This is a genomic window from Amycolatopsis sp. La24 (assembly GCF_029087445.1).
GTDB classification, from domain to species: Bacteria; Actinomycetota; Actinomycetes; order Mycobacteriales; family Pseudonocardiaceae; genus Amycolatopsis; species Amycolatopsis nivea.
Window position 1 is genome coordinate 17912 of sequence record NZ_JARACH010000075.1, and the last position, 24960, is coordinate 42871.

The 24960-nt window shown below is 68.5% G+C and carries 28 protein-coding genes; 12 read left to right on the forward strand and 16 right to left on the reverse strand.

The features are described from left to right. Window position 1: 1 nt before the first annotated feature. From PUT80_RS40605 to PUT80_RS40615, 3 genes are read right to left on the reverse strand one after another with little or no spacing between them, the layout of a single operon-like run. Entirely contained in the window at window positions 2-874 is an 873-nt protein-coding gene (locus PUT80_RS40605) for a PHP domain-containing protein (RefSeq protein WP_037815866.1), read from the reverse strand. Between the two features lie 57 nt (window positions 875-931). After that, window positions 932-1492, reverse strand: coding sequence for a PH domain-containing protein (locus PUT80_RS40610; RefSeq protein WP_037353298.1), 561 nt, complete (start codon window positions 1490-1492; stop codon window positions 932-934). A 22-nt stretch (window positions 1493-1514) separates the two neighbouring features. Beyond that, entirely contained in the window at window positions 1515-1700 is a 186-nt protein-coding gene (locus PUT80_RS40615; RefSeq protein WP_037815868.1) for a hypothetical protein, read from the reverse strand. Window positions 1701-1867: 167 nt separating this feature from the next. Between PUT80_RS40615 and PUT80_RS40620 the strand changes: the two genes are divergently transcribed. Then, window positions 1868-2269: an NUDIX hydrolase gene (locus PUT80_RS40620; protein ID WP_275295310.1), complete on the forward strand. Its 402-nt coding sequence runs from the start codon at window positions 1868-1870 to the stop codon at window positions 2267-2269. Window positions 2270-2571: 302 nt separating this feature from the next. Here the strand turns inward: PUT80_RS40620 and PUT80_RS40625 are convergent, their stop codons facing one another. Next, on the reverse strand, window positions 2572-3690 hold the full coding sequence (locus PUT80_RS40625) for a DUF2332 domain-containing protein (protein ID WP_275295311.1): 1119 nt from the start codon (window positions 3688-3690) through the stop codon (window positions 2572-2574). A 24-nt stretch (window positions 3691-3714) separates the two neighbouring features. Further along, the gene (locus tag PUT80_RS40630; RefSeq protein WP_037815874.1) at window positions 3715-4218 is read right to left on the reverse strand and encodes a MaoC family dehydratase; all 504 of its coding nucleotides are present in this window, start codon (window positions 4216-4218) and stop codon (window positions 3715-3717) included. A gap of 384 nt (window positions 4219-4602) precedes the next feature. Here PUT80_RS40630 and corA point away from each other — a divergent pair, with 384 nt between their 5' ends. The 4 genes from corA to PUT80_RS40650 all read left to right on the forward strand — a co-directional run bounded on the left by corA (window position 4603) and on the right by PUT80_RS40650 (window position 7778). After that, window positions 4603-5691: a magnesium/cobalt transporter CorA gene (gene corA / locus PUT80_RS40635; protein ID WP_275295312.1), complete on the forward strand. Its 1089-nt coding sequence runs from the start codon at window positions 4603-4605 to the stop codon at window positions 5689-5691. Between the two features lie 195 nt (window positions 5692-5886). Continuing rightward, window positions 5887-6540 (forward strand): metallophosphoesterase, encoded by a 654-nt coding sequence (locus PUT80_RS40640; RefSeq protein WP_043836938.1) that lies wholly within the window; start codon window positions 5887-5889, stop codon window positions 6538-6540. Beyond that, on the forward strand, window positions 6537-7376 hold the full coding sequence (locus tag PUT80_RS40645; RefSeq protein WP_275295313.1) for a chromosome partitioning protein ParB: 840 nt from the start codon (window positions 6537-6539) through the stop codon (window positions 7374-7376). Before PUT80_RS40640 ends, PUT80_RS40645 begins: the two co-directional genes overlap by 4 nt. Before the next feature lie 54 nt (window positions 7377-7430). Continuing rightward, on the forward strand, window positions 7431-7778 hold the full coding sequence (locus PUT80_RS40650; protein WP_275295314.1) for a ClpX C4-type zinc finger protein: 348 nt from the start codon (window positions 7431-7433) through the stop codon (window positions 7776-7778). A 56-nt stretch (window positions 7779-7834) separates the two neighbouring features. Here the strand turns inward: PUT80_RS40650 and PUT80_RS40655 are convergent, their stop codons facing one another. Continuing rightward, on the reverse strand, window positions 7835-8029 hold the full coding sequence (locus PUT80_RS40655; protein WP_051172855.1) for a PspC domain-containing protein: 195 nt from the start codon (window positions 8027-8029) through the stop codon (window positions 7835-7837). A 545-nt stretch (window positions 8030-8574) separates the two neighbouring features. Between PUT80_RS40655 and PUT80_RS40660 the strand changes: the two genes are divergently transcribed. Next, window positions 8575-9483, forward strand: coding sequence for a hypothetical protein (locus PUT80_RS40660; RefSeq protein WP_205673480.1), 909 nt, complete (start codon window positions 8575-8577; stop codon window positions 9481-9483). 54 nt (window positions 9484-9537) lie between these two features. On the opposite strand, the gene ugpC is transcribed toward PUT80_RS40660, so the two are convergent. The 6 genes from ugpC to PUT80_RS40690 form a co-directional block, all read right to left on the reverse strand. Then, window positions 9538-10713 carry a sn-glycerol-3-phosphate ABC transporter ATP-binding protein UgpC gene (gene ugpC, locus PUT80_RS40665; protein ID WP_134668964.1) on the reverse strand — a complete coding sequence of 392 codons (1176 nt, stop codon included), beginning with the start codon at window positions 10711-10713 and terminating at the stop codon, window positions 9538-9540. A 3-nt stretch (window positions 10714-10716) separates the two neighbouring features. Next, a complete protein-coding gene (locus PUT80_RS40670; protein WP_134668966.1) occupies window positions 10717-11559 on the reverse strand; it encodes a carbohydrate ABC transporter permease in 843 nt (280 codons plus the stop codon). Beyond that, complete coding sequence (locus tag PUT80_RS40675; protein WP_037815896.1) at window positions 11559-12506, reverse strand: sugar ABC transporter permease; 948 nt, start codon at window positions 12504-12506, stop codon at window positions 11559-11561. The genes PUT80_RS40670 and PUT80_RS40675 overlap by 1 nt, the downstream gene beginning before the upstream one ends. Then, entirely contained in the window at window positions 12503-13822 is a 1320-nt protein-coding gene (locus PUT80_RS40680; protein WP_275295315.1) for an ABC transporter substrate-binding protein, read from the reverse strand. The genes PUT80_RS40675 and PUT80_RS40680 overlap by 4 nt, the downstream gene beginning before the upstream one ends. Window positions 13823-14116: 294 nt before the next feature. After that, window positions 14117-14644 carry a general stress protein gene (locus tag PUT80_RS40685; RefSeq protein ID WP_037815899.1) on the reverse strand — a complete coding sequence of 176 codons (528 nt, stop codon included), beginning with the start codon at window positions 14642-14644 and terminating at the stop codon, window positions 14117-14119. A 76-nt stretch (window positions 14645-14720) separates the two neighbouring features. Next, entirely contained in the window at window positions 14721-15911 is a 1191-nt protein-coding gene (locus PUT80_RS40690; RefSeq protein ID WP_275295316.1) for an acyl-CoA dehydrogenase family protein, read from the reverse strand. Between the two features lie 164 nt (window positions 15912-16075). Between PUT80_RS40690 and PUT80_RS40695 the strand changes: the two genes are divergently transcribed. Further along, window positions 16076-16411 (forward strand): DUF4190 domain-containing protein, encoded by a 336-nt coding sequence (locus PUT80_RS40695; RefSeq protein ID WP_275295317.1) that lies wholly within the window; start codon window positions 16076-16078, stop codon window positions 16409-16411. Window positions 16412-16469: 58 nt separating this feature from the next. Further along, the gene (locus PUT80_RS40700; protein ID WP_134734419.1) at window positions 16470-17063 is read left to right on the forward strand and encodes a DUF4190 domain-containing protein; all 594 of its coding nucleotides are present in this window, start codon (window positions 16470-16472) and stop codon (window positions 17061-17063) included. Here the strand turns inward: PUT80_RS40700 and PUT80_RS40705 are convergent. Beyond that, window positions 17048-17923 (reverse strand): slipin family protein, encoded by an 876-nt coding sequence (locus PUT80_RS40705; protein WP_275295318.1) that lies wholly within the window; start codon window positions 17921-17923, stop codon window positions 17048-17050. The genes PUT80_RS40700 and PUT80_RS40705 overlap by 16 nt on opposite strands. Window positions 17924-18017: 94 nt before the next feature. Between PUT80_RS40705 and PUT80_RS40710 the strand changes: the two genes are divergently transcribed. Genes PUT80_RS40710 through PUT80_RS40725 form a run of 4 tightly spaced genes read left to right on the forward strand, consistent with a single transcriptional unit; the run spans window position 18018 to window position 21952 of the window. After that, window positions 18018-18923, forward strand: a complete 906-nt coding sequence (locus tag PUT80_RS40710; protein ID WP_275295319.1) for an aminoglycoside phosphotransferase family protein — start codon at window positions 18018-18020, stop codon at window positions 18921-18923. A gap of 57 nt (window positions 18924-18980) precedes the next feature. Further along, the gene (locus PUT80_RS40715) at window positions 18981-20291 is read left to right on the forward strand and encodes a CBS domain-containing protein (RefSeq protein WP_037815906.1); all 1311 of its coding nucleotides are present in this window, start codon (window positions 18981-18983) and stop codon (window positions 20289-20291) included. Beyond that, window positions 20284-20781, forward strand: coding sequence for a DUF1003 domain-containing protein (locus tag PUT80_RS40720; RefSeq protein ID WP_037815909.1), 498 nt, complete (start codon window positions 20284-20286; stop codon window positions 20779-20781). Before PUT80_RS40715 ends, PUT80_RS40720 begins: the two co-directional genes overlap by 8 nt. A gap of 25 nt (window positions 20782-20806) precedes the next feature. Then, window positions 20807-21952, forward strand: coding sequence for an Mrp/NBP35 family ATP-binding protein (locus PUT80_RS40725; RefSeq protein WP_275295320.1), 1146 nt, complete (start codon window positions 20807-20809; stop codon window positions 21950-21952). A 58-nt stretch (window positions 21953-22010) separates the two neighbouring features. Here PUT80_RS40725 and PUT80_RS40730 read toward each other — a convergent pair whose 3' ends face one another. The 3 genes from PUT80_RS40730 to PUT80_RS40740 all read right to left on the reverse strand — a co-directional run bounded on the left by PUT80_RS40730 (window position 22011) and on the right by PUT80_RS40740 (window position 24656). Continuing rightward, window positions 22011-22517: a hypothetical protein gene (locus PUT80_RS40730; protein WP_037815913.1), complete on the reverse strand. Its 507-nt coding sequence runs from the start codon at window positions 22515-22517 to the stop codon at window positions 22011-22013. A gap of 85 nt (window positions 22518-22602) precedes the next feature. Continuing rightward, window positions 22603-23028 carry a Sec-independent protein translocase protein TatB gene (tatB, locus tag PUT80_RS40735; RefSeq protein ID WP_275295321.1) on the reverse strand — a complete coding sequence of 142 codons (426 nt, stop codon included), beginning with the start codon at window positions 23026-23028 and terminating at the stop codon, window positions 22603-22605. A 98-nt stretch (window positions 23029-23126) separates the two neighbouring features. After that, window positions 23127-24656 (reverse strand): trypsin-like peptidase domain-containing protein, encoded by a 1530-nt coding sequence (locus PUT80_RS40740; RefSeq protein ID WP_275295322.1) that lies wholly within the window; start codon window positions 24654-24656, stop codon window positions 23127-23129. Window positions 24657-24960: the final 304 nt, after the last annotated feature.

Here is a 24960-nt window from a genome sequence, read left to right on the forward strand (position 1 = left end):
CTCAGCCTTTCACCACTTGGAAGCCGGTCGCCCGCCCCACCAATTCCTCCAGCTGGTCCGGTTCGGTCGTCTCCTGGCCGAGCCCGATGGTCTTGTTCGTGCCGTGGTAATCGCTGGACCCGGTGCGGACCAGGCCCAGCTCGTCGGCCAGTTCCCGGGTGCGCACCCGGGTGGCCGGATCGTGGTTGGGATGGTTGACCTCGACGCCGGTCAGCCCGCGCGCCGCCAGGTCACGCAGGGTGTCCTCGCTGATCGTCGCGCCGCGGCTGAAGGCGAAGGGGTGCGCGATCACGGTAACCCCGCCTGCCGCGGTCACCATGTCGATCGCGTCCTCGACCGGGGTGTCGCGGCGCGCGACGTAATAGCCGCGACGGCTGTGCAGATAGTCGCTGAACGCCTCGTCGACGGAGCTGACCAGCCCCGCGCGGACGAGCGCCTGCGCGAGGTGCGGCCGCCCCGCGGGCGAGTCCGCCGGCAGCAGACCCAGGATCTCGTCGGCGTCGACCGGGAGGCCGTCGGCGGCCATCCGCTCGGCCATCCGCCGCAACCGGGTGCGCCGCTCGATCCGCAGCCGCGTCTGTTCCGCGACGATCGCGGGCGCGGCCGGGTCGAAGAGGTACGCGAGCAGGTGCACGCTGATTTCGTAGCCGGTGTCCGGGTCGATCGAGACCGTCGACAGTTCCGCGCCCGGCACCAGCGTCAGGCCGGCGGGCAGGGCCTCGGCGGCCGGTTCCCAGCCCGCGGTGGTGTCGTGGTCGGTGATCGCGACGACGTCGAGACCGGCACGCGCGGCAGCGCCGACGAGCTCGGCAGGGCTGTCGGTACCGTCGGAGGCCGTGGAGTGGGCGTGCAGGTCGATGCGCATCGGACCCATTCTCGACGATGCGCTGCGTCACCTCGGCACCGGGACCAGGGCCGACGCGCCCGGAGGTCAGCCGACCGGCTTCTTGCCCCGCGCCGCGCGCTGCGCCTTGATCATCGAGAACCGTTCGGCCTGCTTCTGCTTGTCGCCGAACACGAGCTCGGAGATCGTGTCGTAGAACTCCTCGGGCCGCGGCAGGTAGTCGATCCGGTTCAGCGCCTGGATCTGGCCCGCCGATTCGACGACCATCGTGCCGTAGCCCAGCATCCGGCCCCAGGCCGAACGCTGGTAGGTGAGGTCGGTGACCTTGCTGATCGGCATCATCAGCACCTTGGTGGTGAAGACGCCGGTGGTCATCACGAACCGTTTGTCGGTGACGACCAGCCGTTCGACCCACCACTCGATGATCACGTAGGCGAACCGCAGCACCACCGCCAGCGCGACGTACCAGAGGATGTTCTGCACCACCCACAGCGAGGGCGGCAGCAGATACGACACCAGCACGCACACGATCAGCAGCGCGGCTGCCTCGAACGTGTCCCAGAGGAGCACCGCCCAGTGGCGGCGGATCCGGATGACCCGCCGCTCGGTGTCGAGAAGGTACTCGTCAGGGTCGCGTGGCGCGAACATGGTTCGAGGGTATCCCCTGTCGTCAGTGGAAGATGTTGCTGACGAACGTGATCACCGATTCGGCCGAGCTGCGGAGGAAGTCCACGATGTTGCTGACAAGACCAGCAGCATGGCCCGGCTGAGCGATCACGAAGAACAGCACCAACGCGATACCCACGAGTCCCGCAAGCTTCTTCGCGTTCACAGCGATCAATCCCGTCTCTTCCATGACACCCGGAAAACTGACTTTCTACGTTGTACCGCACTGACCACTCACGCGGGAGGAAAGTCCCGCGCATGGGTCAGCCAGGCGCTCGAAGTGTACCGTACGGCTACTCTCCGTGTACAGGTTCCCGAACGCTAGGGGGCGCGGCCGGGTTCGGCTACCTTCGTGGCATGGACGGCCTCGAGCGCTGCGTGGGCGGAATTGTGTTCGACGACCAGGGCAGACTCCTGCTCATCCGGCGCGCGAACGATCCGGGCAAAGGCCAGTGGTCGCTGCCCGGCGGCCGGGTGAAACCGGGCGAAACGGACCACGAAGCCGTGGTCCGGGAGCTCCGCGAGGAGACCGGGCTCGACGTGAGACCGCACACACTGGCCGGCTCGGTCGTCCGCGGCAACTACGACATCCACGACTACGAATGCACGTGGACCGGCGGAATCCTCACCGCGGGCGACGACGCCACCGACGCGCGGTGGGTCAACTCGGCCGAACTGGTCAATCTGGACGAAGCGGGCCACCTGGTGGACCAGTTGCTCATAACGCTGCGTGACTGGAATGAGTGGCCCGCCGCGTAATCCGGAGCGGTTATTTCCGTATTGCCTCCGGCGGCGTCCGCGATTGCGAACGCATTGCGGAGTTGTCGGAAAGTTTCCCCATCGTTCAAGCATCCGCGATGAGCACGGAAAATGCGCGGAACGCGTATTCGATATCGCGGGACATGCATCAGTCCTGCGGCGCGGGCGCGCACGGGACAGTGTGACTGATGGGGTGAATGTGACACACGTTACTCACGGCGCCCGAGCGATGCCGAGCGCCACCGAGCGACGTCGTGCGCGGCGATCACGGTTCCAGCCGCGGTCGCCGCGCACGAATCAGCTCACGGCAGCCAGGTCATCCGCTGCCCGTGCGGCGCCGTCCTGGCCAGCGCGCGGGCCTCGGGTTCCCCGCCGACCCAGCTCGTCAGCCCCAGCACCGCCATCGCGGGCTCGCCGGCGGCCGCGTCGTCCGAGGACAGGTCGTCCCGGCCGGGCAAGACGGTCTCCAGCCCGGCCCGGTAGAACTCCTGGCTCACCCACCACACCGGCCGGGACGAGGACAGCCGCGCCAGCTCGGCCACGAAGTCCGCCCGCCGGTCCCCGAGATACGCCAGCGCGTGACTCGTCAGCACCACCAGCGGCAGTTCCTCGGGCAAGCGCGACGCCGCCGAGGCCAGATCGTCCACCGCATCCCCGGCGATCAGCTCCGGCGCGTGCTTCCGCTGTTCCGCGGCAGCCGTGCGCAGCAACCGGATCCGATCGACCTGGTCGGCCCAGACGCATGCCTCCAGCCACGCCAGTTCGTCCTCGTCCGAGAGGTCCACGGGTGCCCGGTCCAGGCCCGCTCGGGCCGCCACAGCGACCTTCTTCGGCAGCTTGGGCAGCTTCGCGCCAGGCGCGACGTCGATCGCGCAGTGCAGCCCGACAGCGGCCTTCGCCGGACCCGCCGCGAGCTGTTCGCCGCCGTCGCACTGGTAGCGGTAGCCGAACCGGTCGAGCCCCAGCAGCAACCCCGCGCTGCAGCCGACCTCGAGCAGCGCGATCTTGCCGCCCGCTTCCTTCGCCGCCGCCGTGACCGCCGGGTACAGCAGCGCGGCGCGGCGCACCTCGTTCGTCTGCGTGTAGCGGGTCGAGATGATCTCGCGGGCCTGGTCCGCGCGTTCCAGCAGGAACGAGCGGAACAACGGCCACGTCTCGCTGTCGACGCCGTCGAAACCGCCGACCGACGGGTAGTACCGCGACAGCGGATGGATCGGATCCGCCTGCACCAGCCGGTGCGCGGCGGCGAACAGCAACGTCCCGCGCGCTTCGCCGCCGCGAGCGTCGGTCAGCAGCGCGGCGACGTCGTCGTCCTCGGCCGCGTGCGTGGCGAGGTGGTCATACAGCGGCGAAACCCCGCGCGCCTCCACCTCGGCGAACTTGCGCAGCGTCTGCTTGATCTTCTCCAGGGCGATGGCCACCCGTGCTCCCCTTCGGCGGATCGATCACTCGTGCGGCGTCGGACGGCCGGGCTGCTCCCCGCCGCGGGTGTCGCCGTAGGACCGCTTCGGCACCATCACTTTGCGCCGGAAAATGCACACGATGGTGCCGTCCTGTTTGTACCCTCGCGTCTCGACGTACACCACTCCCCGGTCGTCCTTGGACTTCGACGGGGTCTTGTCGAGCACCTCGGTCTCGCCGTAGATCGTGTCGCCGTGGAACGTCGGCTTGACGTGCTTGAGCGATTCGACCTCGAGGTTCGCGATGGCCTTCCCGGACACGTCGGGCACCGACATGCCGAGCAGCAGCGAGTAGATGTAGTTGCCGACCACGACGTTCTTGCCGAAATCGGTCGTCTCGCCCGCGTAGTGCGCGTCCAGGTGCAGCGGGTGGTGGTTCATCGTGATCAGGCAGAACAGATGGTCGTCGTATTCGGTGACGGTCTTGCCGGGCCAGTGCTTGTAGACCGCGCCGACCTCGAACTCCTCGTAATACCGGCCGAATTGCACGCTTGCGCCTCCTGTCCGGGTAACACCTGCCGAACCAGGTGCGACACGTATCCGTGGTGAGGAGTACCCTCGACCATCGGTGATCGCGCGTCAACGCGACCCCTGCCACTTCGCACGCCCTGGCGTGTCCCGGCCGAAAGGAGGTGAGGAACCGCTCATGAGCAGTGGTGATAGTCCGCTCCCTAGTAGCCCGGCTGCCGCCCCACCCCCGCCCTCAACGGTGCGGCTGCGCCGCGCAGCTTTGCCCAGTGTTCCCGCCTCGCCGGCCGGCCTTTCCCCTTCCTGGTAGGCCCGCGTCCGGGAACTCACGGTGCCGCCGGACGGACCCCCGCAGTCCGCCTGGCCGTCGTCTTCGTGCTTCACGACGCCTGCCCAGGAGAACCCATGCCTGCCATTCCCTCGCTAGGCGGCCTTCGCGGCCGCGGCAACAACCGGGCCAAGGCCAATCTCGACCGGCCGATCCCGGTGCCGCTGTCGGCCTATGTCGTCGATTGCGCGGTGTATGTCGACGGCAAGCGGCTGCCCGGGCGCTGGACGCACGCCGAGGCGATCCGCGAGGTGCGCAAGCGCCACGCGGGTTTCGTCTGGATCGGCTTGCACGAGCCCGATTCCGACCAGATCCAGGGCATCGCGGACACCTTCGGCCTGCACGAACTGGCGGTCGAGGACGCGCTGGAGGCGCATCAGCGGCCGAAGCTGGAGCGCTACGACGACACGCTGTTCCTGGTGCTCAAGACTGTCCGTTACGTCGAGCACCAGTCGCCGACCACGGCGAACGAGATCGTGGAAACCGGCGAGCTGATGGTGTTCCTCGGCCGCGATTTCGTGATCACCGTCCGGCACGGCAACCACTCCGGGCTCGCCCGGCTGCGCCGCGACCTCGACGACGACCCGGAGCGGCTCGCCCTCGGCGCGGCGGGGGTCGTGCACGCCATCGCCGACCACGTGGTCGACCACTACCTGGAGGTCACCAGCCGGATCGAGGCGGACATCGACGAGATCGAGGCGCAGGTGTTCGCGCCGCGTTCGTCGGTGAGCGCCGAGCAGATCTACCTGATGAAGCGGGAAGTGCTGGAACTGCGGCGCGCGGTGGTCCCGCTCGCCACGCCGGTGTCGCGGCTCGCCGAGGGCTACACGCGGCTGGTGCCCGACGAGGTCCGCTCGTATTTCCGCGACGTCGCCGACCACCTCGCCACCGTGTCCGAACGCGTGGCGGCGTTCGACGAACTGCTCAGCACCCTGGTCGACGCGACGGTCGCGAAGATCTCGCTGCAGCAGAACACCGACATGCGCAAGATCACCGCGTGGGCGGCGATCATCACGGTGCCCACGATGGTCGCGGGCATCTACGGCATGAACTTCGACTACATGCCCGAACTGCACTGGCAGTTCGGCTATCCGATCGTGGTCACGATCATTCTCGCGATCTGTCTGCTGCTGTACCGAATATTCCGGAAGAACGGCTGGCTGTAGCCGCCCTCGCGGTCCCCTTTTCTTCCCCCGGTCGCAGGAGGTTTGTCTCGTCATGTCCCGGTTGCTGTCCAACCTCAAGTTCTGGGCTCTCGCCCTCTGCCTCGTCTGGATCGTCGGCATCGTCGCGATGATCGCGCTCAACCCCGGGTTCGCGCACGGCATGAAGTGACGCCGCGTGCGCCGTAACCTTGGCGCATGCCGAAAGCGCTGGTGGTGGCCGACGAGGCCGACGAGCGGCTGTGGACCTCCGCGGTCCGCTCGCTGCGGGTCGACCTCGTCGTCGCCGCCGGCGATCTGCCGTTCGCGTATCTCGAGTTCCTCGCCGGCATGCTCGACGTGCCGTGCGTGTTCGTCCCCGGCAATCACGACCCGGACCTGAGCGGCTTCACCCGCTACGGCGGACTGTCCATGAAGGACGGTTTCCCGACCGAATGGCCGGGCCCGGCAGGCGGGATCAACGCCGACGGCCGGATCGTCGACGTCGCCGGGCTCCGCATCGCCGGGCTCGGCGGTTCGATCCGCTACCGCGACGGCCCGAATCAGTGGACGCAGCGGCAGCAGGCGCGCCGGGCCCGGCGGCTGGAGCGCCGGTTCCGCTGGCGGAAATGGCGCGACGGCAACGGAATCGACATCCTGCTGACGCATTCGCCGCCGCGGCATCTCGGCGATCGCGAAGACCCGCCGCACCAAGGTTTCACCTGTCTGCACCGAACGATCGACACCCTGCGGCCGCAGTGGCTGCTGCACGGACACATCCACCCGCACGGCGAACCGGTGCCCGATCGCGTGGCAGGCCGTACCCGGATCCGCAATGTGGTGGGCTATCAGGTGATGGAGTTCCCGCGATGACCCGACCGACCGGTTTCCCGCGTGCCGACGCCGAAAACGACTTCCTGCGCGCCCGCCGCAGGCAGGTGCTGTCGCGGCTTTCCACGTGGCTGCGCCGCGAACCCGACGACGTCAACATCATGCTGCCGTTCCACGAAGTGGTGCAGGCGCTCGGTTACGTCAGCGAGACGCGGATCGGGACGCGAGTGATCACTTTGGACTCGATCGTCGGCACCGTCGACCGGAGCCGCGATTTCGACCGCCGCTTCCGCCCGACGTCCGCCCGCGTCCGGCAACGCTGGGAACGGCTCGCACTGGCCGCCCGCCGCGGCGAAGCGATCCCGCCGATCGAGGTGTACCGGATCGGCGAGCTGCACTTCATCATCGACGGCCACCACCGGGTTTCGGTCGCGCTGGCGCAAGGACTGTCCACAATAGAAGCTTCGGTGACGGTCGTGCGCACCAAACTGGACCCGAGCGGCATCCGGTATCGCGGCGACCTGATCGTGAAGGACTACCGGCGGCTGTTCCTGGAACGAGTCCCGCTGTCCGGCCATGCTCGCGCGTCGGTGCTGATGACGGATCCGTGGAACTACGCGCAACTCGGCGAGCACGTCGAAGCGTGGGGTTTTCGGCTCATGCAGGACGAAGGCCGGTTCACCGACCGCGCGACCGTCGCGCAACGCTGGTTCGACGAGGAATTCACGCCGGTGGTGGCGATGCTGCGGCAAGCGGATCTGATCGGCGACCGCACCGAGGCCGAGGCGTACCTGTGGGTCGCGTGCGAGCGGTACCGGCTGATCCGGACGCATCGCTGGGACGAGGAGGTCATCGAGACGCTGCGCGCCCAGCAGTGACTTGTCAGGCCACTCCTGACGTGTCAGGATGATCCTGACACTAGGAGGTTGCCGATGACTTCGTACTGCTCGTTCTGCCTCAAACCGGCCGACGAGGTGGCCAAGCTGATCGCCGGCTCCGGCGTCTACATCTGCGACGGCTGCGTCGGATTGTGCGAACAGATCCTGGCCGGGAAGCACGAGCCGGGAACGCCCGAGGTGACGCTGTGGGAGCGGAAGACGGACGAGGAGATCCTGGAGAGCATCCCGCGGATGGCGAAGGTCAGCGCGCAGACGGACGCGCGGATCCAGGAACAGGTGGACCTGCTGCGGACGCGCGGAGTGGCGTGGGCGCGGATCGGCGAGGCGCTCGGGGTGACGCGGCAATCGGCCTGGGAGCGGTTTTCCGCCGAGCGGAAATGAGAAGGGCCCCCTCCCGTCTGGCGGCGGGAGGGGGCCGATCGAGCTCGAGGGTCTGCTCAGTCGTTGGGGATGATGGCCCAGAGGATCAGGTACGCGACGAACTGCGGCCCCGGAAGCAGGCACGACAGCAGCGCGAGCACCCGGACCTTGCCCGGCGTGGTCCCGAAGCGACGGGCGAGCCCGGCGCAGACGCCGCCGATCATGCGCCCCTCCCGCGGCCGGCTCAACCGGCGAGTGACAGGTGCGGTCATCGTGTTCCCCTCCCGTTTGGGTTCGTATCTCCATGTCACCACGTCCGGCGTCCGGGCACATCGCTCCGGGGGACGATCTGGACCCCTAAGGGGTTGGGGCGCGGCGGTGGGGAGAAGTCGGGGTCGGGGCGGGAACTCGCAGGTCAGCCCTCGGCTTGACCGGAGTCGGGGACTGGCCGGCGGCCCTTCCCGGAAACGACAGCCCGGGCCACGTTCCTGCCGACCGCGCCACAACCCGTCCCCCATGAGGTTTCTCGGCAGCGCGGTATGCGGCGGGTTACTAGCGGTCGGGGCACTAACGTCCGTGAGGGCCACCCTGACGGAATCAGATTCCCTCGGGGTTCCCCTCGCAGACATCGACAGCAGAGGTGCGTCAGAGGTGCTCGATCCCATTTGGCCGGCGGTGTGCCAGCCGCCCATTCCGCGGAGCGTTCGAACTCTCCCGTTTCCGGCGAAACCGCCCGACCAGCGGTGATGACGCAGCGAAGTGTGGGATTTCCCGGCGGGGGCTGGATTTTTCGCCACTCACGGTGATACTGCACCCCGTGCGTAACCCACTCGGAGTCCTCGCAGTCGGCTGTTCGGTGCTTCTCGCCGCAGCGGCCGGATGTTCCGCGGAATCTGCCCCGACGACGGCGCCGACGCAGTCCACACCGGTGCCCTTGACCGCGATCTCGGCGCTCGGGGACTTCGCCACGCTCGACTACTGCAGCCTGCTCGACCCGAAGCGGCTCAAGAACAGCACTGCCGACACACCGGATTCCTCGTTCACCGCTTGCCAGGCGGACTTCGTGCAGGCCGGGCGGCCCCGGACGGTCACCATCGGGCCGCTCGCCGCTGATCGCGATCCCAATGTGCAGGCTTACGCGTACCCGGGTCAGGTGCCGGACGGGGTTTCGGTGCAACAGGCCGGGTTCGTGCCCCCGCGGACGTGCGGGCGGGCCGTCACGTTCGCCGACGGGGTTCGGCTTGCTGTCTCGATCACGGACAAGGACGACAGCGGCAGTGCGGAGGATCGGTGCACCGCGGCGGACGACGTGGTCGGCGGGGTGCTGGACGCGGTGACCGGCAACCGGGTGCGGCATCCGCAGTTGCCGGACCGGTCGTGGGGGCGGGTGGATTCCTGCGCGATCCTCAGCGCGTCCGGGGCGCAGGGTGCCGACGCGACGGCCGGGTTCGCCGGGCATTCCTGCATCCTCGACAAGGTGAGCCTGGAGTTCGCGGTGGTGCGGCAGGCTCCGGCGGGGCCGTCGGAAACGCTCGGCAACCGGACCGCGCGGGTGGCGGCCGACGGAGCGTTCTGCCGCGTCCGGACGGTGCAGCCCTCCCCGGCCACTCCGGGACGCGCGGAGCAGGCGACGGTGAGCGTGGTCGACACCAGCGGCGCAGGCGGGGAAGCTGCTTGCCCCGCCGCCCGCACCGCTGCTGCCACGATCTTTTCGCGCATCCCGTGAAGGGCTCCTTGACGGAATCTGATTCCCTCAAGGAGTCCTTCACGGACCGGCGGCTCAGTCGGAGTAGGTGACGTTCCGGCCGTCGGACGGGTCGAAGAGCTTCACCTTGTCCGCGTCGAACCACATCTGCAGGTCCTGGTTCTCCGCGGCCGCCGATTCGGCCGACAGGCGGGCCACGATCAGCGATTCCGCGCCGGGGACGTCGGCCGAACCGCTGTCCGCGGCCAGTTCCGCCAGTTCGGCCGAGGTCGCGGCTTCGCCGTCCACGGTGAAGTGCGCGAACTTCTCCGAACCCATCGACTCCAGGACGTCCACGTGCGCGGTGAACGTCGCGCCCTCCCGGCCCGATTCGACCAGGGCGGCGTCCTCGAAGTGCTCCGGGCGGATGCCCATGATCACCTCGCGCGGGGCGTTCGCCGCCTCGGCCATCCGGCGGATCCGGTCGGTCAGCGGGGTCGTGCCCAGCGAACTGCGCAGCTCGCCGTTTTCCAGCGTCGCGGGAACGAAGTTCATCGACGGGGAGCCGATGAACCCGGCCACGAACAGGTTCGCCGGGTTGTCGTAAAGGAACTGCGGCGAACCGATCTGCTGCACGTACCCGGCCCGCAGCACCACGACGCGGTCGCCGAGGGTCATCGCCTCGGTCTGGTCGTGCGTGACGTACAGCGTGGTCGTGCCGAGCTGCTTCTGGATCTTCGACACCGACGTCCGCATCTGGCCGCGCAGTTTGGCGTCCAGGTTGGACAGCGGCTCGTCCATCAGGAACGCCTTGGGGTTGCGGACGATCGCCCTGCCCATCGCCACCCGCTGCCGCTGCCCGCCGGACAGGTTGGCCGGTTTGCGGTCGAGATGCTGGGTCAGGTCGAGGATCTGCGCCGCTTCCTCCACTTTGGACCGGACGATCTTGTCGTCCACTTTGGCCAGCCGCAGCGGGAACGCCATGTTCTCCCGCACGCTCATGTGCGGGTACAGCGCGTACGACTGGAACACCATCGCGATGTCCCGGTCCTTCGGAGCTTTCTCGTTGACCCGCTTGCCGTCGATGCGCAGTTCGCCGGAGGAGATGTCCTCCAGCCCGGCGACCATGTTGAGCGTGGTCGACTTCCCGCAGCCGGACGGGCCGACGAGGATGATGAACTCGCCGTCGGCGATCGTGATGTCCACTTCGGACACCGCGAGCGCACCGTCGGGGTAGCGCTTGGAAACCTTGTCGAGAACGATTTCAGCCATGGGTCAGCCCTTCACCGCACCGGACGTCAGCCCCGCCACGATGCGACGCTGGAAGAACAACACGAACAGGATGATCGGCACCGTGATGACGACCGCGGCCGCACACACCTGGCCGGTCGGGTCCTCGAACTGCGAGGACCCGGTGAAGAACGACAACGCCGCCGGCACCGTGCGCGACGACTCGGTGGACGTCAGCGAGATGGCGAACAGGAAGTCGTTCCAGCAGAGGATGAACACCAGGATCGCCGTGGTGAACACGCCCGGCGCGGCCAGCGGCGCGATCACCTTCCGGAACGCCTGTGCCGGCGTCGCGCCGTCCATTTTCGCCGCCTTTTCCAGTTCCCACGGGATTTCCCGGAAGAACGCGGACAGCGTGTAGATCGACAGCGGCAGCGCGAACGTGATGTAGGGCAGGATCAGCCCTGGCCAGGTGTCGAAAAGGCCGAGCCCGCGCTCGATGTTGAACAGCGGGGTGACGAGCGATACCTGCGGGAACATCGCGATCAGCAGGGAAAGCCCCACCAGCACCTGTTTCCCGGGGAAATCCAGCCGGGCGATCGCGTACGCGGCCATCGTGCCCAGCACCACCGCGATGACCGTGGAGATCACCGCGATGCCGATCGAGTTCACCAGCGCGCGCAGGAACTCCGTGGTCTGGAAGATGTCCGCGTAGTTCTTGAGCGTCCATTCCACCGGGATGAAATTGCCGTCGGTAAGCGTCGCTTTCGTCTTGAACGACAGCGAAAGCACCCACAGCACCGGGACGATCGCGAACACCAGCACCAGGATGTCCAGCAGGCCCCAGCCGACCTTGCGGCCCGTGGTGGCCGCACCTCCGATAGCCATCAGCGCTTCCCCCCGTCGTCCGTGCCGGGCGCGGCGGTGCCGAACACCTTGATGAAGAGGAACGCGATGATCGCCACCGTGATGAAGATCAGCACCGCCATCGTGGAGCCGATCCCGAGGTTGAGCCCCTTGACCAGGTTGTCGTAGGTCTGCATGGACACCGATCCGGTGTCCTGCGCGCCGCCGGTGAGCACGTAAATGTTGTCGAAAATGCGGAACGCGTCGAGCGTGCGGAACAGCAGCGCGACGAGAATCGCCGGTTTCATCACCGGCAGCATCACCTTGGTAAACCGCTGCCACGCGGTCGCGCCGTCCATCGCCGCGGCCTTCAGCAGGTCGTCGGGCACCAGCGCCAGCCCGGCCATCAGCAGCAGCGCCATGAACGGCGTCGTCTTCCACACCTCGGCGAGAATGATGATGAACAGCGACGGCCACTGGTCGGTGAGCGGCGCGACGCCCTCGCCCAGCGCGTTCGCCAGGTAGCCGGTTTTGGGCGTCCACGCGAAATACCACGAGAACGCGGCCACCACGGTGACGATGCCGTACGGGATCAGCGCGACGGTGCGCACCAGTCCGCGGCCGACGAGCGTGCGGTGCATGATCAGCGCGAGGCCCATGCCGAGCACGAACTCGATCGCCACCGACACGACGGTGAGGAACATCGTGGTGCCGAACGCGGTCCACCAGTAGGAATTCGTGAGCACCGCGGCGTAGTTGTCGAAGCCGATGAACTCGTGCTTCGCCGGGAACCGCAGGTCGTAACGCTGCAGCGAAAGCCAGACCGAATAGACGATCGGGTATCCGGTCACCGCGATCATCACGAGGAACGCGGGCGCGCACAACCACAGCCCGAGCCGCCGTTCCGCCTTCTTGCCCTCGGAGAGCTCGGGCTTTCCCTTGCGGTGCGCCGCTTCCTTGGTGGCGGCGGCGGGATCCTGGACGGTCACGGGATCACTCCCTTCGACTGGAGCGCGTCATCGAGCTGTTCCCGCAGTTTCTGCGCGGTCGTCTGCGGATCGATCGCCGAGGGCGGGGAAAGGATTTTCGACATCACCGTGGACAGGTTCTGGTAGACCGGCGTGAGCGGCCGTACCGCGGCGGTTTTCAGCGCCGACAGAATGGAGTCGCGCATCGGGTACTTCTCGGCCATGTTCGGGTTGTCCGCCGACGCCGGCTTCGAAGGATCCAGCGGGGTGTCGTCGTGGTACACCGACTCGATCGTCGGCGGCACGCCGTCGTTGATCGCGGACACCTTCTGGTTTTCCTTGCTGCGCAGGCACAACGCCGCTTCGTACGCCTCGGGCTTGTGCTGCGAGAAGGCGCTCACCGCGAGATCGAACCCGCCGATCGTGCTCTTCGACGGAATGCCCGCCTTCGCCTGCGGATACACCGCCCACTTGAAGTGCGACAGGTCCTGCGGCTTTTCCTCGGCGTAGGAGGCGTAAACGAACGGCCAGTTGAGCTCGAACGCGGCGCCGCCGCCCTGGAAGGTCCGCCGGACGTCGTCCTCCTTCTGGTTCGTCAGCGACGGGTCGGTGATGCCCGACGACGTGACCTTCTTCAGCAGCTCCAGCGCCTGCACCGCGCCCTCGTCCATCACGACGGATTTCCCGTCGTCGGACAGGATGTGCCCGCCGAGCGATTCGACCAGCGTGTTGTAGATGACGACCAGGCCCTCGTACTGCGCGCCGGTGAACACGACCGAATACGGTTTGTGCTCGCTCTTGAGCCGCTGCGACATCTGCATCATCTCGTCCCACGTCTTCGGCGGGGTCGGGGTGAGGCGGTCGTCGTACCAGAGCAACTGCACGTTGGTGTTCTTCGGCGCGGCGTAGAGCTTTCCTTGATACGTCGCGGTTTCCAGCGGCCCCTTGAGCACGCCCTCGGACGCGGCCGCCTTGTTCTGCCCGGTCCACTCGTCGACCCAGCCCGCCTCGGCGAACTCCGAAACCCAGGTGACGTCGAGGCCGAGCACGTCCATCGACGTGTCGCCCGCGGCGAGCCGGCGCGCCATCTGGATCCGCTGGTCGTCCGAGCCGCGCTGCAGCTTGTTGTAGACGATCCGGTACCGCCCGGCGGCGGTCTTGTTGCAGTTGTCGACGACCGTCTGGAAATGGTCTTCCGGGGAGTAGTAGACGTTGATCGTCGTCCCGGAAGCCGATCCGCAGCCCGCTATCAGGCCGCTGCCCGCCAAGCCCGCGGCGAGCAGCGCCGCCGCGCGGGCAGGTCCTCGTTTCTTTCCGCTGGGCCGTTTCTTCCCCATTCAAGCCTCCTCGCCATGTGCACACGGCACCGTCCGGCGCCGCCCCCAGACAGCACGCCGCGACGAGGCGGACCCGAGCCAGCACCCCGACGTGCCAGTTGCCGGCAGGCCGCGCTGGAGGACACGACCGGCCAACCGGTGTCGGTCAACCTATGCCCGGCGATCACCGGCCGCAAGCAGGGTCGGTAACGATTCAGCCAGGTGCGCGCGAACCATCGGAAGGACGGGTGAAAAAGTCCCGTGGGTAGTTATGCGGTGGCGGGCGAGGGAAGGCACTGGGCCGGTCTCGCGAGTTCAGGCAGTCGCAGGCGGCGGACGCAACGCCAGCTTCGCCAGCAACTCCCGACCCTGCTCCGCACTGCGCGGCTGGCACAGCACGTCATACCGACCAGCCACAAGCTGACTCGCAGACGAGAAATCCCGACGCCCGCGCGACGTGCGGTAACCGATCGCGGAGAACGCCAGCCCGGACAGCACGCCCAGCACCAGCCCGGTCAGCAGTTGCAGCGTGAATCCGCCCTGGTTGACGAACATCCCCAGCAGCAGCCCGGCGAACAGGCCGAACCACGCGCCCGACATCGCGCCCGCGGCGAGCACGCGGCCCCACGACAGCCGTCCGATGACGCGTTCTACCAGCATCAGGTCGACGCCGACGATCGTCACGTCGGTGACCGCGAACTCGCTTTCGGCCAGGAAATCGACCGCCTGCTGCGCTTCGCCGTAGGTCGAGTACGACCCGATCGGCCAGCCGGTGGGCGGCGTCGGGAGCCGCGGCAGCCCGGCCGGGCTCTGGCCGCCACCAAAGGGACTGCTCACCATCATCACCTGCGCTCGTCCGGTCCGAGGGTTCCATCTTGTCAAGAACCGGCGGAGCGCGCGAACTCCGGCGAAGCGCGGGTCAGGCTTTGTAATCCCGCAGGAGGCCGCGGCTGATGATGGTTTTCTGGATTTCGCTGGTGCCCTCGCCGATCAGCAGGAACGGGGCCTCGCGCATCAGGCGCTCGATCTCGTATTCCTTCGAGTAGCCGTAGCCGCCGTGGATCCGGAACGCTTCCTGGGTCACCTCGGCGCAGTACTCGCTGGCGATCAGCTTCGCCATCCCCGCCTCGACGTCGTTGCGGGCGCCGGAATCCTTCAACCGGGCCGCGTTCACCATCATCAGGTGCGCGGCCTCGACCTTCGTCGCCATCTCGGCGAGCTTGAACGCGATCGCCTGGTGCTGCGCGATCGGCTTGCCGAACGTCGACCGCTGCTGCGCATACGCGATCGCCAGCTCGAACGACCGGATCGCGATCCCGCACGCCCGCGCGGCCACGTTCACCCGGCCGACCTCGACGCCGTCCATCATGTACGAGAAGCCCTTGCCCGGCGCCTCCCCCAGCACCTTGTCCGCGCCGATTGTGAAGCCGTCGAACACCGCTTCGGTGGTGTCGACGCCCTTGTAGCCCATTTTGTCGATCTTGCCCGGGATCGTCAGCCCGGGAAGCACCTCTCCGAACCCGGAGGGCTTCTCGACCAGGAACGTCGTCAGGTTCTGATGCGCCTTCTCCGCACCCTCGTCGGTCTTCACCAACAAGGCGATCAGGTTGGAGGAGCCGCCGTTGGTCAGCCACATCTTCGCGCCGTCGATCACGTAGTCGTCGCCGTCGCGCCGCGCCCGGGTCTTGATCGCCGCGACGTCCGACCCGAGGTCCGGCTCGGACATCGAGAACGACCCGCGGACCTCGCCGGTCGCCATCCGGGGCAGGAAATGCTGCTTCTGCTCCGGCGTCCCGTGCTGCTTGATCATGTGCGCCACGATGAAGTGCGTGTTGATCACGCCGGACACGCTCATCCAGCCCCGCGCGATCTCCTCCACCACCAGCGCATAAGTCAGCAGCGACTCGCCCAGGCCGCCGTACTCCTCCGGGATGGTGAGCCCGAACAGGCCCATTTCCTTCATGCCCTCGACGATCTCCGCCGGGTACTCGTCCGCGTGCTCCAGCGCCTGCGCGTGCGGGATGATCTCCTTGTCCACGAACGAGCGCACCGTGGACAGAATCTCCTGCTGTACATCGGTCAGGCCGGCGGTCCGGGCAAGACGGGCCATCTCTGGGCTCCCTTCGGCGGCGACGCCGGCTCCCGGCGCTGGGTTACCGGGGAGTATGACTGGTTCGCGCCCGAGCGGCTATGAGGGTGCTCACGCCCGGCCCCGGTTTCCCCCGTTAAGGTGCGGATAAGGTGCTGATCCACCCGAAACCGCGAAGGATCCCGATGAGCGAGGGCAGCGAAGAGCCTGCTGGCCGCGACAGCTACGAGCACCCGTCGTACGAGCACCAGCCCTATCCGCCGCGGGGTCCGGCGCCCGGCGCTGGGCTCGCGATCGGGTCCCTGATCTGCTCGATCGCCGGGTTCGTGGTGTGCGGGCCGATGGCCATCGCGGGGATCGTGATGGGCCACGTCGCGTTCTACCGGGCCCGGCGCGGCCGCGGCACCGGCGGCGCGCTGGCGGTCGCGGGGTTCGTGATCGGCTACGCCGCGCTGATCGTCTGGGGCATCGCCGTCCCGCTGGTCGTGCGCGCGCTGGTCCAGTCCGGCGTTTTCGGCTGATGCCGCCGCGAAACCCGGTAGCGTCGTCCTCCGAACCCGGCACCGTGAGGGAGCCCCGATGACCACCCCGTCCGACCGCGATCCGGTGCCGTACGAGCCGCCGCCGACCGCGGACCCCGCTCCGTACGAGCCGCCGGCCACCGCCGATCCCACGCCGTACGAGGCTCCGGCGGACGCCGTGTCGTCCACCGCGGAGACCGACTCGCCCGTCCCGCCGCCGGGCTGGACCGCACCCGATCCCGGCCCGGTCGCGGTGCTGCCCGGTGAGCAGCCGGCTGCCGCCGCGGAACCACCCGCGACCCCGTATCCCGTTGCGGCGCAACCGGATCCGTTCGCGCCGCCGCCCGCGTACCAGGGCTTCCCGGCTCCGCCTCCGTACGGCGGTGCCTACCGGCCGTACCCGAACACCAGCGACAGCGGGCTCGCGACCGGCGCGCTGGTGTGTTCCGTGCTCGGCCTGGTGACCTGCGTTCTCGCGATCCCCGGCATCGTGATGGGGCACGTCGCGCTGGCCAAGGCCAACCGCAACGAGGCAGGCGGCCGCACGATGGCGTTGTCGGCCGTCGTGGTCGGCTACGTCACGGCCGCGCTGTGGGGCAGTTTCTTCGTGACGCTGCTGGTCCTCGGCATGAACGGCTACCTCGACCGCTGATCCGGCACGTCGCTCGCCTCGCTCGCGGGCGGCGCGACCTGTCCGTTGCCGGCCGCTTCCGACGCCGACGGTGCTCGCGGCTCCGGCGGTTTCGCGGCCGGTGCCGCGGGGTCGGTCCGCGCGTCCAGGAACCGCAGCAACTCCACCGGGAACGGCAGCACCAGCGTCGAGTTCTTCTCCGCCGACACCTGCACCACGGTCTCCAGCAGCCGCAACTGCAGGGCCGCCGGGGTGTCCGCCATCGTCGCGGCGGCCTGGGCGAGCTTGTGCGACGCCTGCAGCTCGCCGTCCGCCGAGATGACCCGGGCACGGCGTTCGCGTTCGGCCTCCGCCTGGCGCGACATCGAGCGTTTCATCGACTCCGGCAGCGCGACGTCCTTGATCTCGACCCGGTCGATGTGGATGCCCCAGTCGAGCGCCGGGCTGTCGATCATCAGCTCGAGGCCCTCGTTGAGCCGTTCGCGGTTCGACAGCAGGTCGTCCAGGTCGCTCTTGCCGATGATGGACCGCAGCGACGTCTGCGCGACCTGGCCGATCGCCGACCGGTAGTCCTGCACGTGGACCGCGGCCAGCACCGGGTCGATCACCTTGAAGTACACGACCGCGTCCACCCGGACGGTGACGTTGTCGCGGGTGATCCCGTCCTGCGCGGGTACCGGCAGCGTCACGACCTGCATGTTCACCTTCTGCATGCGGTCGGCTATCGGCAGCAGCAGCGCCAGCCCGGGATCCCGGACCTCCGGCCGCACCCGGCCGAACCGGAACACCAGCCCGCGTTCGTACTGTTTGACCACGCGCACCGCGGAGGCGAGCCACACCCCGCCCGCGACGACCACCGCGCTGACAATCTCGACGATCATGGCAGCTCCCGGGTTCGCCAAACCCCTATCCGTTCACTGTACGCGCGCGAAACAGCCCCGGAAACGGTTTGCGCGCCCGACCAGGATGGGCGTTGTGACCGTTTTGGAGATCCCGCCCGTCTTCGCTGAACGCGCCCCCAAGGTGCTCGGTCCGGAAGCCGTCCCGTGGCTCGCCTCGCTGCCCGCGCTCGCGCAGCGGTACGCCCGGAAGTGGGGGCTGGAGTTCGAGGACACCGCCCGGCACGGCTACGTCGGCGTCGTCCAGCCCGCCCGGCGCGCGGACGGTTCCCGCGTCGTGCTGAAACTCGGCTGGGTGGAGGAAGAATCGCGCGACGAGCCGCTCGCACTGTCCACATGGGCCGGTCGAGGATCGGTGCTGCTGCTCGAATCCGCGCCCGAGGACGGCGTGATGCTGCTGGAACGCCTCGACGACAGCCGGACGCTGGAGGACGAACCGCTGCTGCCCGCCGTCGAGATCATGAGCGAACTCGCCCGGCGGCTCGCCGTGCCCGCGCCCGCCGAGCTCACCCGCACGTTGTCCGCGGTCGCGGAGGAACTGCTCGAAGAACTGCCCAAATCGTGGCGGGAGCTGGCCGAACCGCTCCCCCGCCGAGAGCTGGACGCGGCGCTCGAGGTCTGCCGTGACCTCGGCCCGGAAGCCGGAAACGCACTGGTGAACGAGGATCTGCACTACGAGAACGTGCTGTCCGGCATTCGCGAGCCGTGGCTGGTGATCGACCCGAAGCCGCTCGCCGGCGACCTCGAGTACGGCGTGCTTTCGTTGCTGTGGAACCGGTTCAGTGAATCCACACTGGACTCGAAGCTCGCCGCGAGCGGGCTGGACCGCGACCGCGCCAAGGCCTGGACGCTCGTCCGGGCGGTGCAGAACAGGCTGTGGCACGCCCAGGATCTGGTCGATTTCGGCGGATTGCCCGAGGATGACGACGGCCCGTCCGCGGACGCGCTGCCCACGCTCACCCGGTGGGCCATGGCAGGCTGAGAATTCGCCGAGTCGCGGCACGAGCGCACTCGGGCGCCAGCCGATAGTGTCGGCGCCATGGCAGGCACAAACCGGGTTTACGCAGCACAGCTCGCGGGTCTGCCGGTGTTCGGGCCCGACGGGGAGTCGATCGGCAAGGTCCGCGACGTGGTCGCCGGGCTGCGGCTGGACCAGCAGCCGCCGCGGATCCTCGGCATGGTCGTGGAGCTGGCGACCCGGCGGCGGGTGTTCGTGCCCATGCTGCGGGTCACCTCGATCGAACCGAACGCCGTGACGCTGGCCACGGGTTCGGTCAACATGCGGCATTTCCACCAGCGGCCCAACGAGGTGCTGGTGTGCGGCCAGCTTCTCGACGCGCACGCGACGCTCACCGGCGCGGACACCCGGGTGACCGTGGTCGACGCGGCGATGGAGCCGACCCGCACCCGGGACTGGGTGCTGGCGAAACTCGCCGTCCGCGAACGGCCGACCCGGCTGTCCCTGAGCAGGCGGCGCACCGCGATGCAGGTGCTGCCGTGGAACGAGGTCGCCGGGCTCGGGCTCACCGACCTCGCCGGACAGCCGCAAGGCGCGGGCCAGCTGCTGATGCTGTTCGACACGATGCGTGCGGTCGACGTGGCCGCGACCCTGCGCGACCTGCCGATGAAGCGCAGGCACGAAGTCGCCGACGCGATGGACGACGAACGGCTCGCGGACGTCATCGAGGAGCTTCCCGAGGACGACCAGAAGGAACTGCTGTCCTACCTCGCCGAGGAACGCGCCGCGGACATCCTCGAGGCGATGAACCCGGACGACGCCGCCGACCTGCTCGCCGAACTCGCGCCCGCCGAGCAGAGCAGGCTGCTGGAACTGATGGAGCCGGAGGAATCCGCGCCGGTCAAACGGCTGCTGGCGTATTCGTCGGACACCGCGGGCGGTCTGATGACGCCGGAACCGGTGGTGCTGACGCCGGACGCGACGATCGCCGAGGCGCTGGCGCACATCCGCAACGCCGAACTCCCCGCCGCGCTCGCCAGCATGGTGTTCGTGTGCCGTCCGCCGACCGAGACGCCGACCGGCCGGTTCGTCGGCGTCGTGCACTTCCAGCGGCTGCTGCGCGAACCGCCCGCCGAACTGGTGGCCAGCGCGGTGGACACCGACCTCACCGCGTTGCGCCCGCAAGCGACGCTGTCCGAGGTCACCCGGTATTTCGCGGCGTACAACCTGGCTTGCGGCCCGGTCGTCGACGCCGAGGACCACCTGCTCGGCGCCGTCACCGTCGACGACGTGCTCGACCATCTGCTGCCCGACGACTGGCGCGAAACCGGGCTGCACGACGTCACCGATGGCGCCGACGGCGCTGATCTGGAGGAGGCCGAACGTGCCTGAACTCAGGACCGGCCGCAGGCTCGACCAGCCGCGCAGCCAGGCCCGTCTGCGGCTGAACATCGACCCGGACACCTTCGGCCGGTTCACCGAGCGGATCGCGCGGTTCCTCGGCACCGGGAAGTACCTGTTCTGGCAGACGCTGATCGTGGTCGTCTGGATCGTGCTGAACCTGGTCGCGGTGTCGCTGCGGTGGGACCCGTACCCGTTCATCCTGCTCAACCTGGCGTTCTCGACGCAGGCCGCGTATGCCGCGCCGCTGATCCTGCTCGCGCAGAACCGCCAGGACGACCGGGACCGGGTGTCGCTGGAAGAGGACCGCACGCGCGCCGCGCAGACCAAGGCGGACACCGAGTACCTCGCCCGCGAACTGGCGGCGCTGCGGCTGGCGGTCGGCGAGGTCGCGACCCGCGACTACCTGCGCAGCGAGCTCGACCGGCTGCGCGACGATCTCGACGTGGACTCCAAGCCGCGCAAGGCCAAGCAAAGCTGAACTGGGCAGTACGTACGATGGAAGCGTGACTGGTACACAGCAGCTCCCCAGCGTCGACGACGTCCGCACCGCGCTGAAGGACGTGTACGACCCGGAAATCAAAAAACCGATCACCGACCTCGGCATGGTCAAGGACGTGGCGGTCGGTGACGACGGGCTGGTCACCGTCGGGATTTACCTCACGGTCGCGGGCTGTCCGCTGAAGGCGACGCTGACCGCGGACACCAAGAAGGCCGTCTCGAAGCTCGACGGCGTCGCCGACGTCAAGGTCGAGCTGGACGTGATGAGCGACGAGCAGCGCACTGAGCTGCGCAAATCGCTGCGCGGCGACGCGGCGGAGCCGGTGATCCCGTTCGCGCAGCCGGGTTCGATGACGCGGGTGTACTGCGTGGCGTCCGGCAAGGGCGGCGTGGGCAAATCGTCGGTGACGGTGAACCTCGCCGTGGCGATGGCCGAGCGCGGCCTGTCGGTCGGCGTGGTGGACGCGGACATCTACGGCCACTCGGTGCCGCGCATGCTGGGCGCGCGCGAGAAGCCGACGAAGGTCGACACGATGATCATGCCGCCGCAGGCGCACGGCGTGAAGGTCATCTCGATCGGCATGTTCACCCCGGGCAACACCCCGGTCGTGTGGCGTGGCCCGATGCTGCACCGCGCGCTGCAGCAGTTCCTGGCCGACGTGTTCTGGGGCGACCTGGACATCCTGCTGCTGGACCTGCCGCCGGGCACCGGCGACATCGCGATTTCGGTGGCGCAGCTGATCCCGAACGCGGAAATCCTCGTGGTGACCACGCCGCAGCAGGCCGCCGCCGAGGTGGCCGAGCGCGCGGGCGCGATCGCGATGCAGACGCGGCAGCGCGTCGCGGGCGTGATCGAGAACATGTCGTGGCTGGAAACCCCGACCGGCGAACGCATCGAGGTCTTCGGCGCGGGCGGCGGCCAGACGGTGGCGGATTCGCTGTCGAAGTCGGTGGGCTCCACGGTGCCGCTGCTGGGCCAGGTCCCGCTGGACCCGCGGCTGCGCGAACAGGGCGACGAGGGCACGCCGATCGTGCTGTCCGATCCGGAGGCACCGGCGGCGCTGGTGCTGAAGGACGCGGCGAAGCAGCTGTCGGTCCGGGCGCGCGGGCTGGCCGGGATGATGCTGAACGTCAGCCCCGCCGGACGCTGATCCTGCTCAGCAAAGAGGCGTGCACCTGATCCAGGTGCACGCCTCTTTTTTGTGCTTTTTAGGACGCGTGGATCGTCACCAGGAGGGCACCGGACTCGCGGAGCGTCACCTTGGTGTCGCCCGGCTTGCTCACGGTCCAGTCGATGTCCTCGGGCTTCTTCGCGGACACGTCGCCCGACTTGTCCGGCAGGTCCTGGACGTCGATGTTCTGCGGCTGGTCGGACGACACGAGGATCTTCACCTTGTTGCCGACCTTGACGTCGACGACCTCAGCCGGCGGCGTGACCTTCCCGCCCTGGTAGGCGACGGTGACCAGCACGTCGACGCCCGCCTCGCCGGTCTGCGCGCCGCGCTTGACGTTCGGCTGCTCACCGGTGGCACTGCCGTTCCCGGGAGCGCTCGACGGAGCGTTCGACGGGGCCGAAGAAGACGGCATCGCCGGGGCGGGCACCGAAGTGTAGGTGGCGGGCGCCTTGGTGCTGGGCTCGTCGTCGGCACTGCACCCGGCGACGGCGAAGGCGGCCGCAGCGATCGTTCCGGCCAGCGCAGCCGCACGGCGTGACATATCGGGAACCTCCAGGGTCGGTTGAGCTGATGCCCTGAGGCTACCCAGCCTGATCAGCGCGTCGCCCGGCTGGTCGTACGAGAAATCAGGTCGCGTCCGGATCCACCGGCGGACGCTCACCCGGCTTCAACGGCTCCGGCTGCGGCAACGCGGTCTGCGGCTTGATCGTCGGAGCACCGTTGGAGCCGTTCCCGTTCGACCCGTTCAGCTCGTTCTTGAACCCGTTCAACCCCAGCGGATCCGAATCCCCGTCGAACAGATGCTGCGCGACAACCCGCTTCGGGTCGAGGTTGCGCAGGCCACGCAGGTCTTCCAAGGGCTTCCGCAACTGGTCGAACTCGGGGCCCATTTCCTCGCGCAGCTGCTCGCGCGCGCCGGTCGCGAAGTCGCGGGCCTTGCGGACGCTCCTCGCCATCCAGGCCGCCGCTTCGGGCAGCCGTTCGGGTCCGAGGATGAAAAGCCCCGCGATGATGATCACGAGGATCTCGCCCCAGCCGACACTGTCGAACACCCGTGAAACCTCCGCTCGGTGCTGCCCCGCCCAAGACTACCCGGGCCTGTTCTCGTCCTGGCAGGCCCGAACGTCGCACGGGAGCTTAAGAACGGATGTCAGTCCGACCCCAGCGTGACGTCCACCACCAGCAGCGCGCCGTCGCGGGCCAGTTGCACCGGGACAACCTGGCCCGGATCGTGGCTGCGCACCGCGACGGTCAGCTCTGCGGAGTCGCGCACGACGTGGTCGCCGACCTTGGTGATCACGTCGCCTTCCTTGATCCCCGCCGACGCCGCCGGTCCGCCCGGGGCGACGTTGCGCACCTGCGCGCCCATCGTGGTCGAGCCGGCGACCGTCGAGGCCGCGTTGATCCCGATGTCGGCATGCTTGACCTTGCCGTCCTTGATCAGCGCCTTGGCGATCTTGATCGCGTAGTCGCTGGGAATGGCGAACCCGATGCCGATGCTGCCGCCGTCGGAGCTGGACGAGCGGATCGCGGAGTTGATCCCGACCAGCGCCCCGGTCGAGTCGACAAGCGCACCGCCCGAGTTGCCGTGGTTGATCGCCGCGTCGGTCTGGATGGCCGAATAGGTGACCGGAGCCGCCCCGTTGTCGCCGCCTGCGGTGACCGGCCGGTCGAGCGCGCTGACGATGCCCGCGGTGATCGAGTTCTGCAGCGCGAGCGGCGAGCCGACCGCGATCACCGCGTCCCCGACCTGCAGATCCGACGACTTCCCGACCTGCATCACGACCGGGTTGGTCACGTTGACCTTCACCACGGCGAGGTCGGTCTTCTGATCCGCGCCCACGATCTTGGCCTCGGTGCGCGTCCCGTCGTTGAACACCGCGGTGATCTTCGTAGCCGCGTCGCCGACCGCCGTCGCGACCACGTGCTCGTTGGTCAGCACGTACCCCTGCGGATCGATCACCACGCCGGAGCCCTGCTCGCCGCTGTCCGCGCCAGGCTTAACGACCTCCAGCGAAACCACCGCGGGCGACACCCGCCGCGCGATGTCCGCGAGCGACCCCGGCGGCCGCTCCTTGGCCGCCTCCGCCTCGGAAATCGTGGCGCTGCCGGTCAACGCGGACCCTGTGTCCGCGACCCACCAGCCGACCAGCCCGCCCACCGCGCCGATCACCAGCGCGACGACCCCCAGCAGCGCCAACGCCTTCGGCTGCACCCGCCGCCCGAACAACACCTCGGGCAAGCTCAACTGCGCACCCTTGGGCAGCTTCGGCTTCTCGGCCTCGTCCTCCTCCGGAGCGACCGCAGGCCCAGCCAACACCGCCCCGGCCGCCGGATCCCGCCACGGATCGCTGGCGTCAGTCCACAACGGATCTTCGGAAGTGCCGTTCTCACCGGAAGCCTCGAGCGGCCGCTGCAGCCGCACTCCCTCAGCCCCCGCGGGACGGCTGAACGCCTCCGCCAGCGACTCCGGCGTAGGCGGCGCGAGATTGAGCTTCTGCCCGTTCCCGTTGGGCGCAGGGGTGTAAAGCTTGTCGAACGCCCCCTCGACCCCGTGCGGCCGCCCGAAGACAGCCGCCTGCTGCTGGTCGACCGCGGGCCGCTCAAGCGGCCGAGGCCCCAACCGGTCCGTTCCGACGGCACCGGACTGATCAGAATTAGCGTTCGGCTGGTCGGTCATCATTCCCCGGGATGCGGTTCAGTCTGGCTGGGAGTCGACGATACCCAAGCCTAGGGATGAGTGTGCCCAGGCCGCAGTGAAATGCCTGTTGCCTGCACTCCCACTCCCACACCCCGACCCGCCAGCCGCCCGTCAGTGAGGGGCCCCTTCACGGACCTGGATTCCCTCAAGGAGCCCTTCACGGACCACCCCCGCCCCGCCACCCGGGATGCGCCCCAATGCGGCATTGGGTGCATCTGACGCACCCAATGCGGCGTTCGGTGCGTCCCACGCACCCAATGCCACATTGGGGCGCTAACCCCAC

Excerpts from the sequence above, each read along its gene's own strand:
- PUT80_RS40680 (WP_275295315.1), bottom strand. The coding sequence starts at position 13,822 with ATGGGGAAGAAACGGCCCAGCGGAAAGAAACGAGGACCTGCCCGCGCG.
- PUT80_RS40685 (WP_037815899.1), bottom strand. The coding sequence starts at position 14,644 with ATGATGGTGAGCAGTCCCTTTGGTGGCGGCCAGAGCCCGGCCGGGCTG.
- PUT80_RS40700 (WP_134734419.1), top strand. The coding sequence starts at position 16,470 with ATGACCACCCCGTCCGACCGCGATCCGGTGCCGTACGAGCCGCCGCCG.
- PUT80_RS40650 (WP_275295314.1), top strand. The coding sequence starts at position 7,431 with ATGACTTCGTACTGCTCGTTCTGCCTCAAACCGGCCGACGAGGTGGCC.
- PUT80_RS40615 (WP_037815868.1), bottom strand. The coding sequence starts at position 1,700 with ATGGAAGAGACGGGATTGATCGCTGTGAACGCGAAGAAGCTTGCGGGA.
- PUT80_RS40610 (WP_037353298.1), bottom strand. The coding sequence starts at position 1,492 with ATGTTCGCGCCACGCGACCCTGACGAGTACCTTCTCGACACCGAGCGG.
- PUT80_RS40705 (WP_275295318.1), bottom strand. The coding sequence starts at position 17,923 with ATGATCGTCGAGATTGTCAGCGCGGTGGTCGTCGCGGGCGGGGTGTGG.
- PUT80_RS40605 (WP_037815866.1), bottom strand. The coding sequence starts at position 874 with ATGGGTCCGATGCGCATCGACCTGCACGCCCACTCCACGGCCTCCGAC.
- PUT80_RS40655 (WP_051172855.1), bottom strand. The coding sequence starts at position 8,029 with ATGACCGCACCTGTCACTCGCCGGTTGAGCCGGCCGCGGGAGGGGCGC.
- PUT80_RS40730 (WP_037815913.1), bottom strand. The coding sequence starts at position 22,517 with ATGTCACGCCGTGCGGCTGCGCTGGCCGGAACGATCGCTGCGGCCGCC.
- PUT80_RS40695 (WP_275295317.1), top strand. The coding sequence starts at position 16,076 with ATGAGCGAGGGCAGCGAAGAGCCTGCTGGCCGCGACAGCTACGAGCAC.
- corA (WP_275295312.1), top strand. The coding sequence starts at position 4,603 with ATGCCTGCCATTCCCTCGCTAGGCGGCCTTCGCGGCCGCGGCAACAAC.
- PUT80_RS40690 (WP_275295316.1), bottom strand. The coding sequence starts at position 15,911 with ATGGCCCGTCTTGCCCGGACCGCCGGCCTGACCGATGTACAGCAGGAG.
- ugpC (WP_134668964.1), bottom strand. The coding sequence starts at position 10,713 with ATGGCTGAAATCGTTCTCGACAAGGTTTCCAAGCGCTACCCCGACGGT.
- PUT80_RS40740 (WP_275295322.1), bottom strand. The coding sequence starts at position 24,656 with ATGACCGACCAGCCGAACGCTAATTCTGATCAGTCCGGTGCCGTCGGA.
- PUT80_RS40640 (WP_043836938.1), top strand. The coding sequence starts at position 5,887 with ATGCCGAAAGCGCTGGTGGTGGCCGACGAGGCCGACGAGCGGCTGTGG.
- PUT80_RS40715 (WP_037815906.1), top strand. The coding sequence starts at position 18,981 with ATGGCAGGCACAAACCGGGTTTACGCAGCACAGCTCGCGGGTCTGCCG.
- PUT80_RS40670 (WP_134668966.1), bottom strand. The coding sequence starts at position 11,559 with ATGGCTATCGGAGGTGCGGCCACCACGGGCCGCAAGGTCGGCTGGGGC.
- PUT80_RS40645 (WP_275295313.1), top strand. The coding sequence starts at position 6,537 with ATGACCCGACCGACCGGTTTCCCGCGTGCCGACGCCGAAAACGACTTC.
- PUT80_RS40620 (WP_275295310.1), top strand. The coding sequence starts at position 1,868 with ATGGACGGCCTCGAGCGCTGCGTGGGCGGAATTGTGTTCGACGACCAG.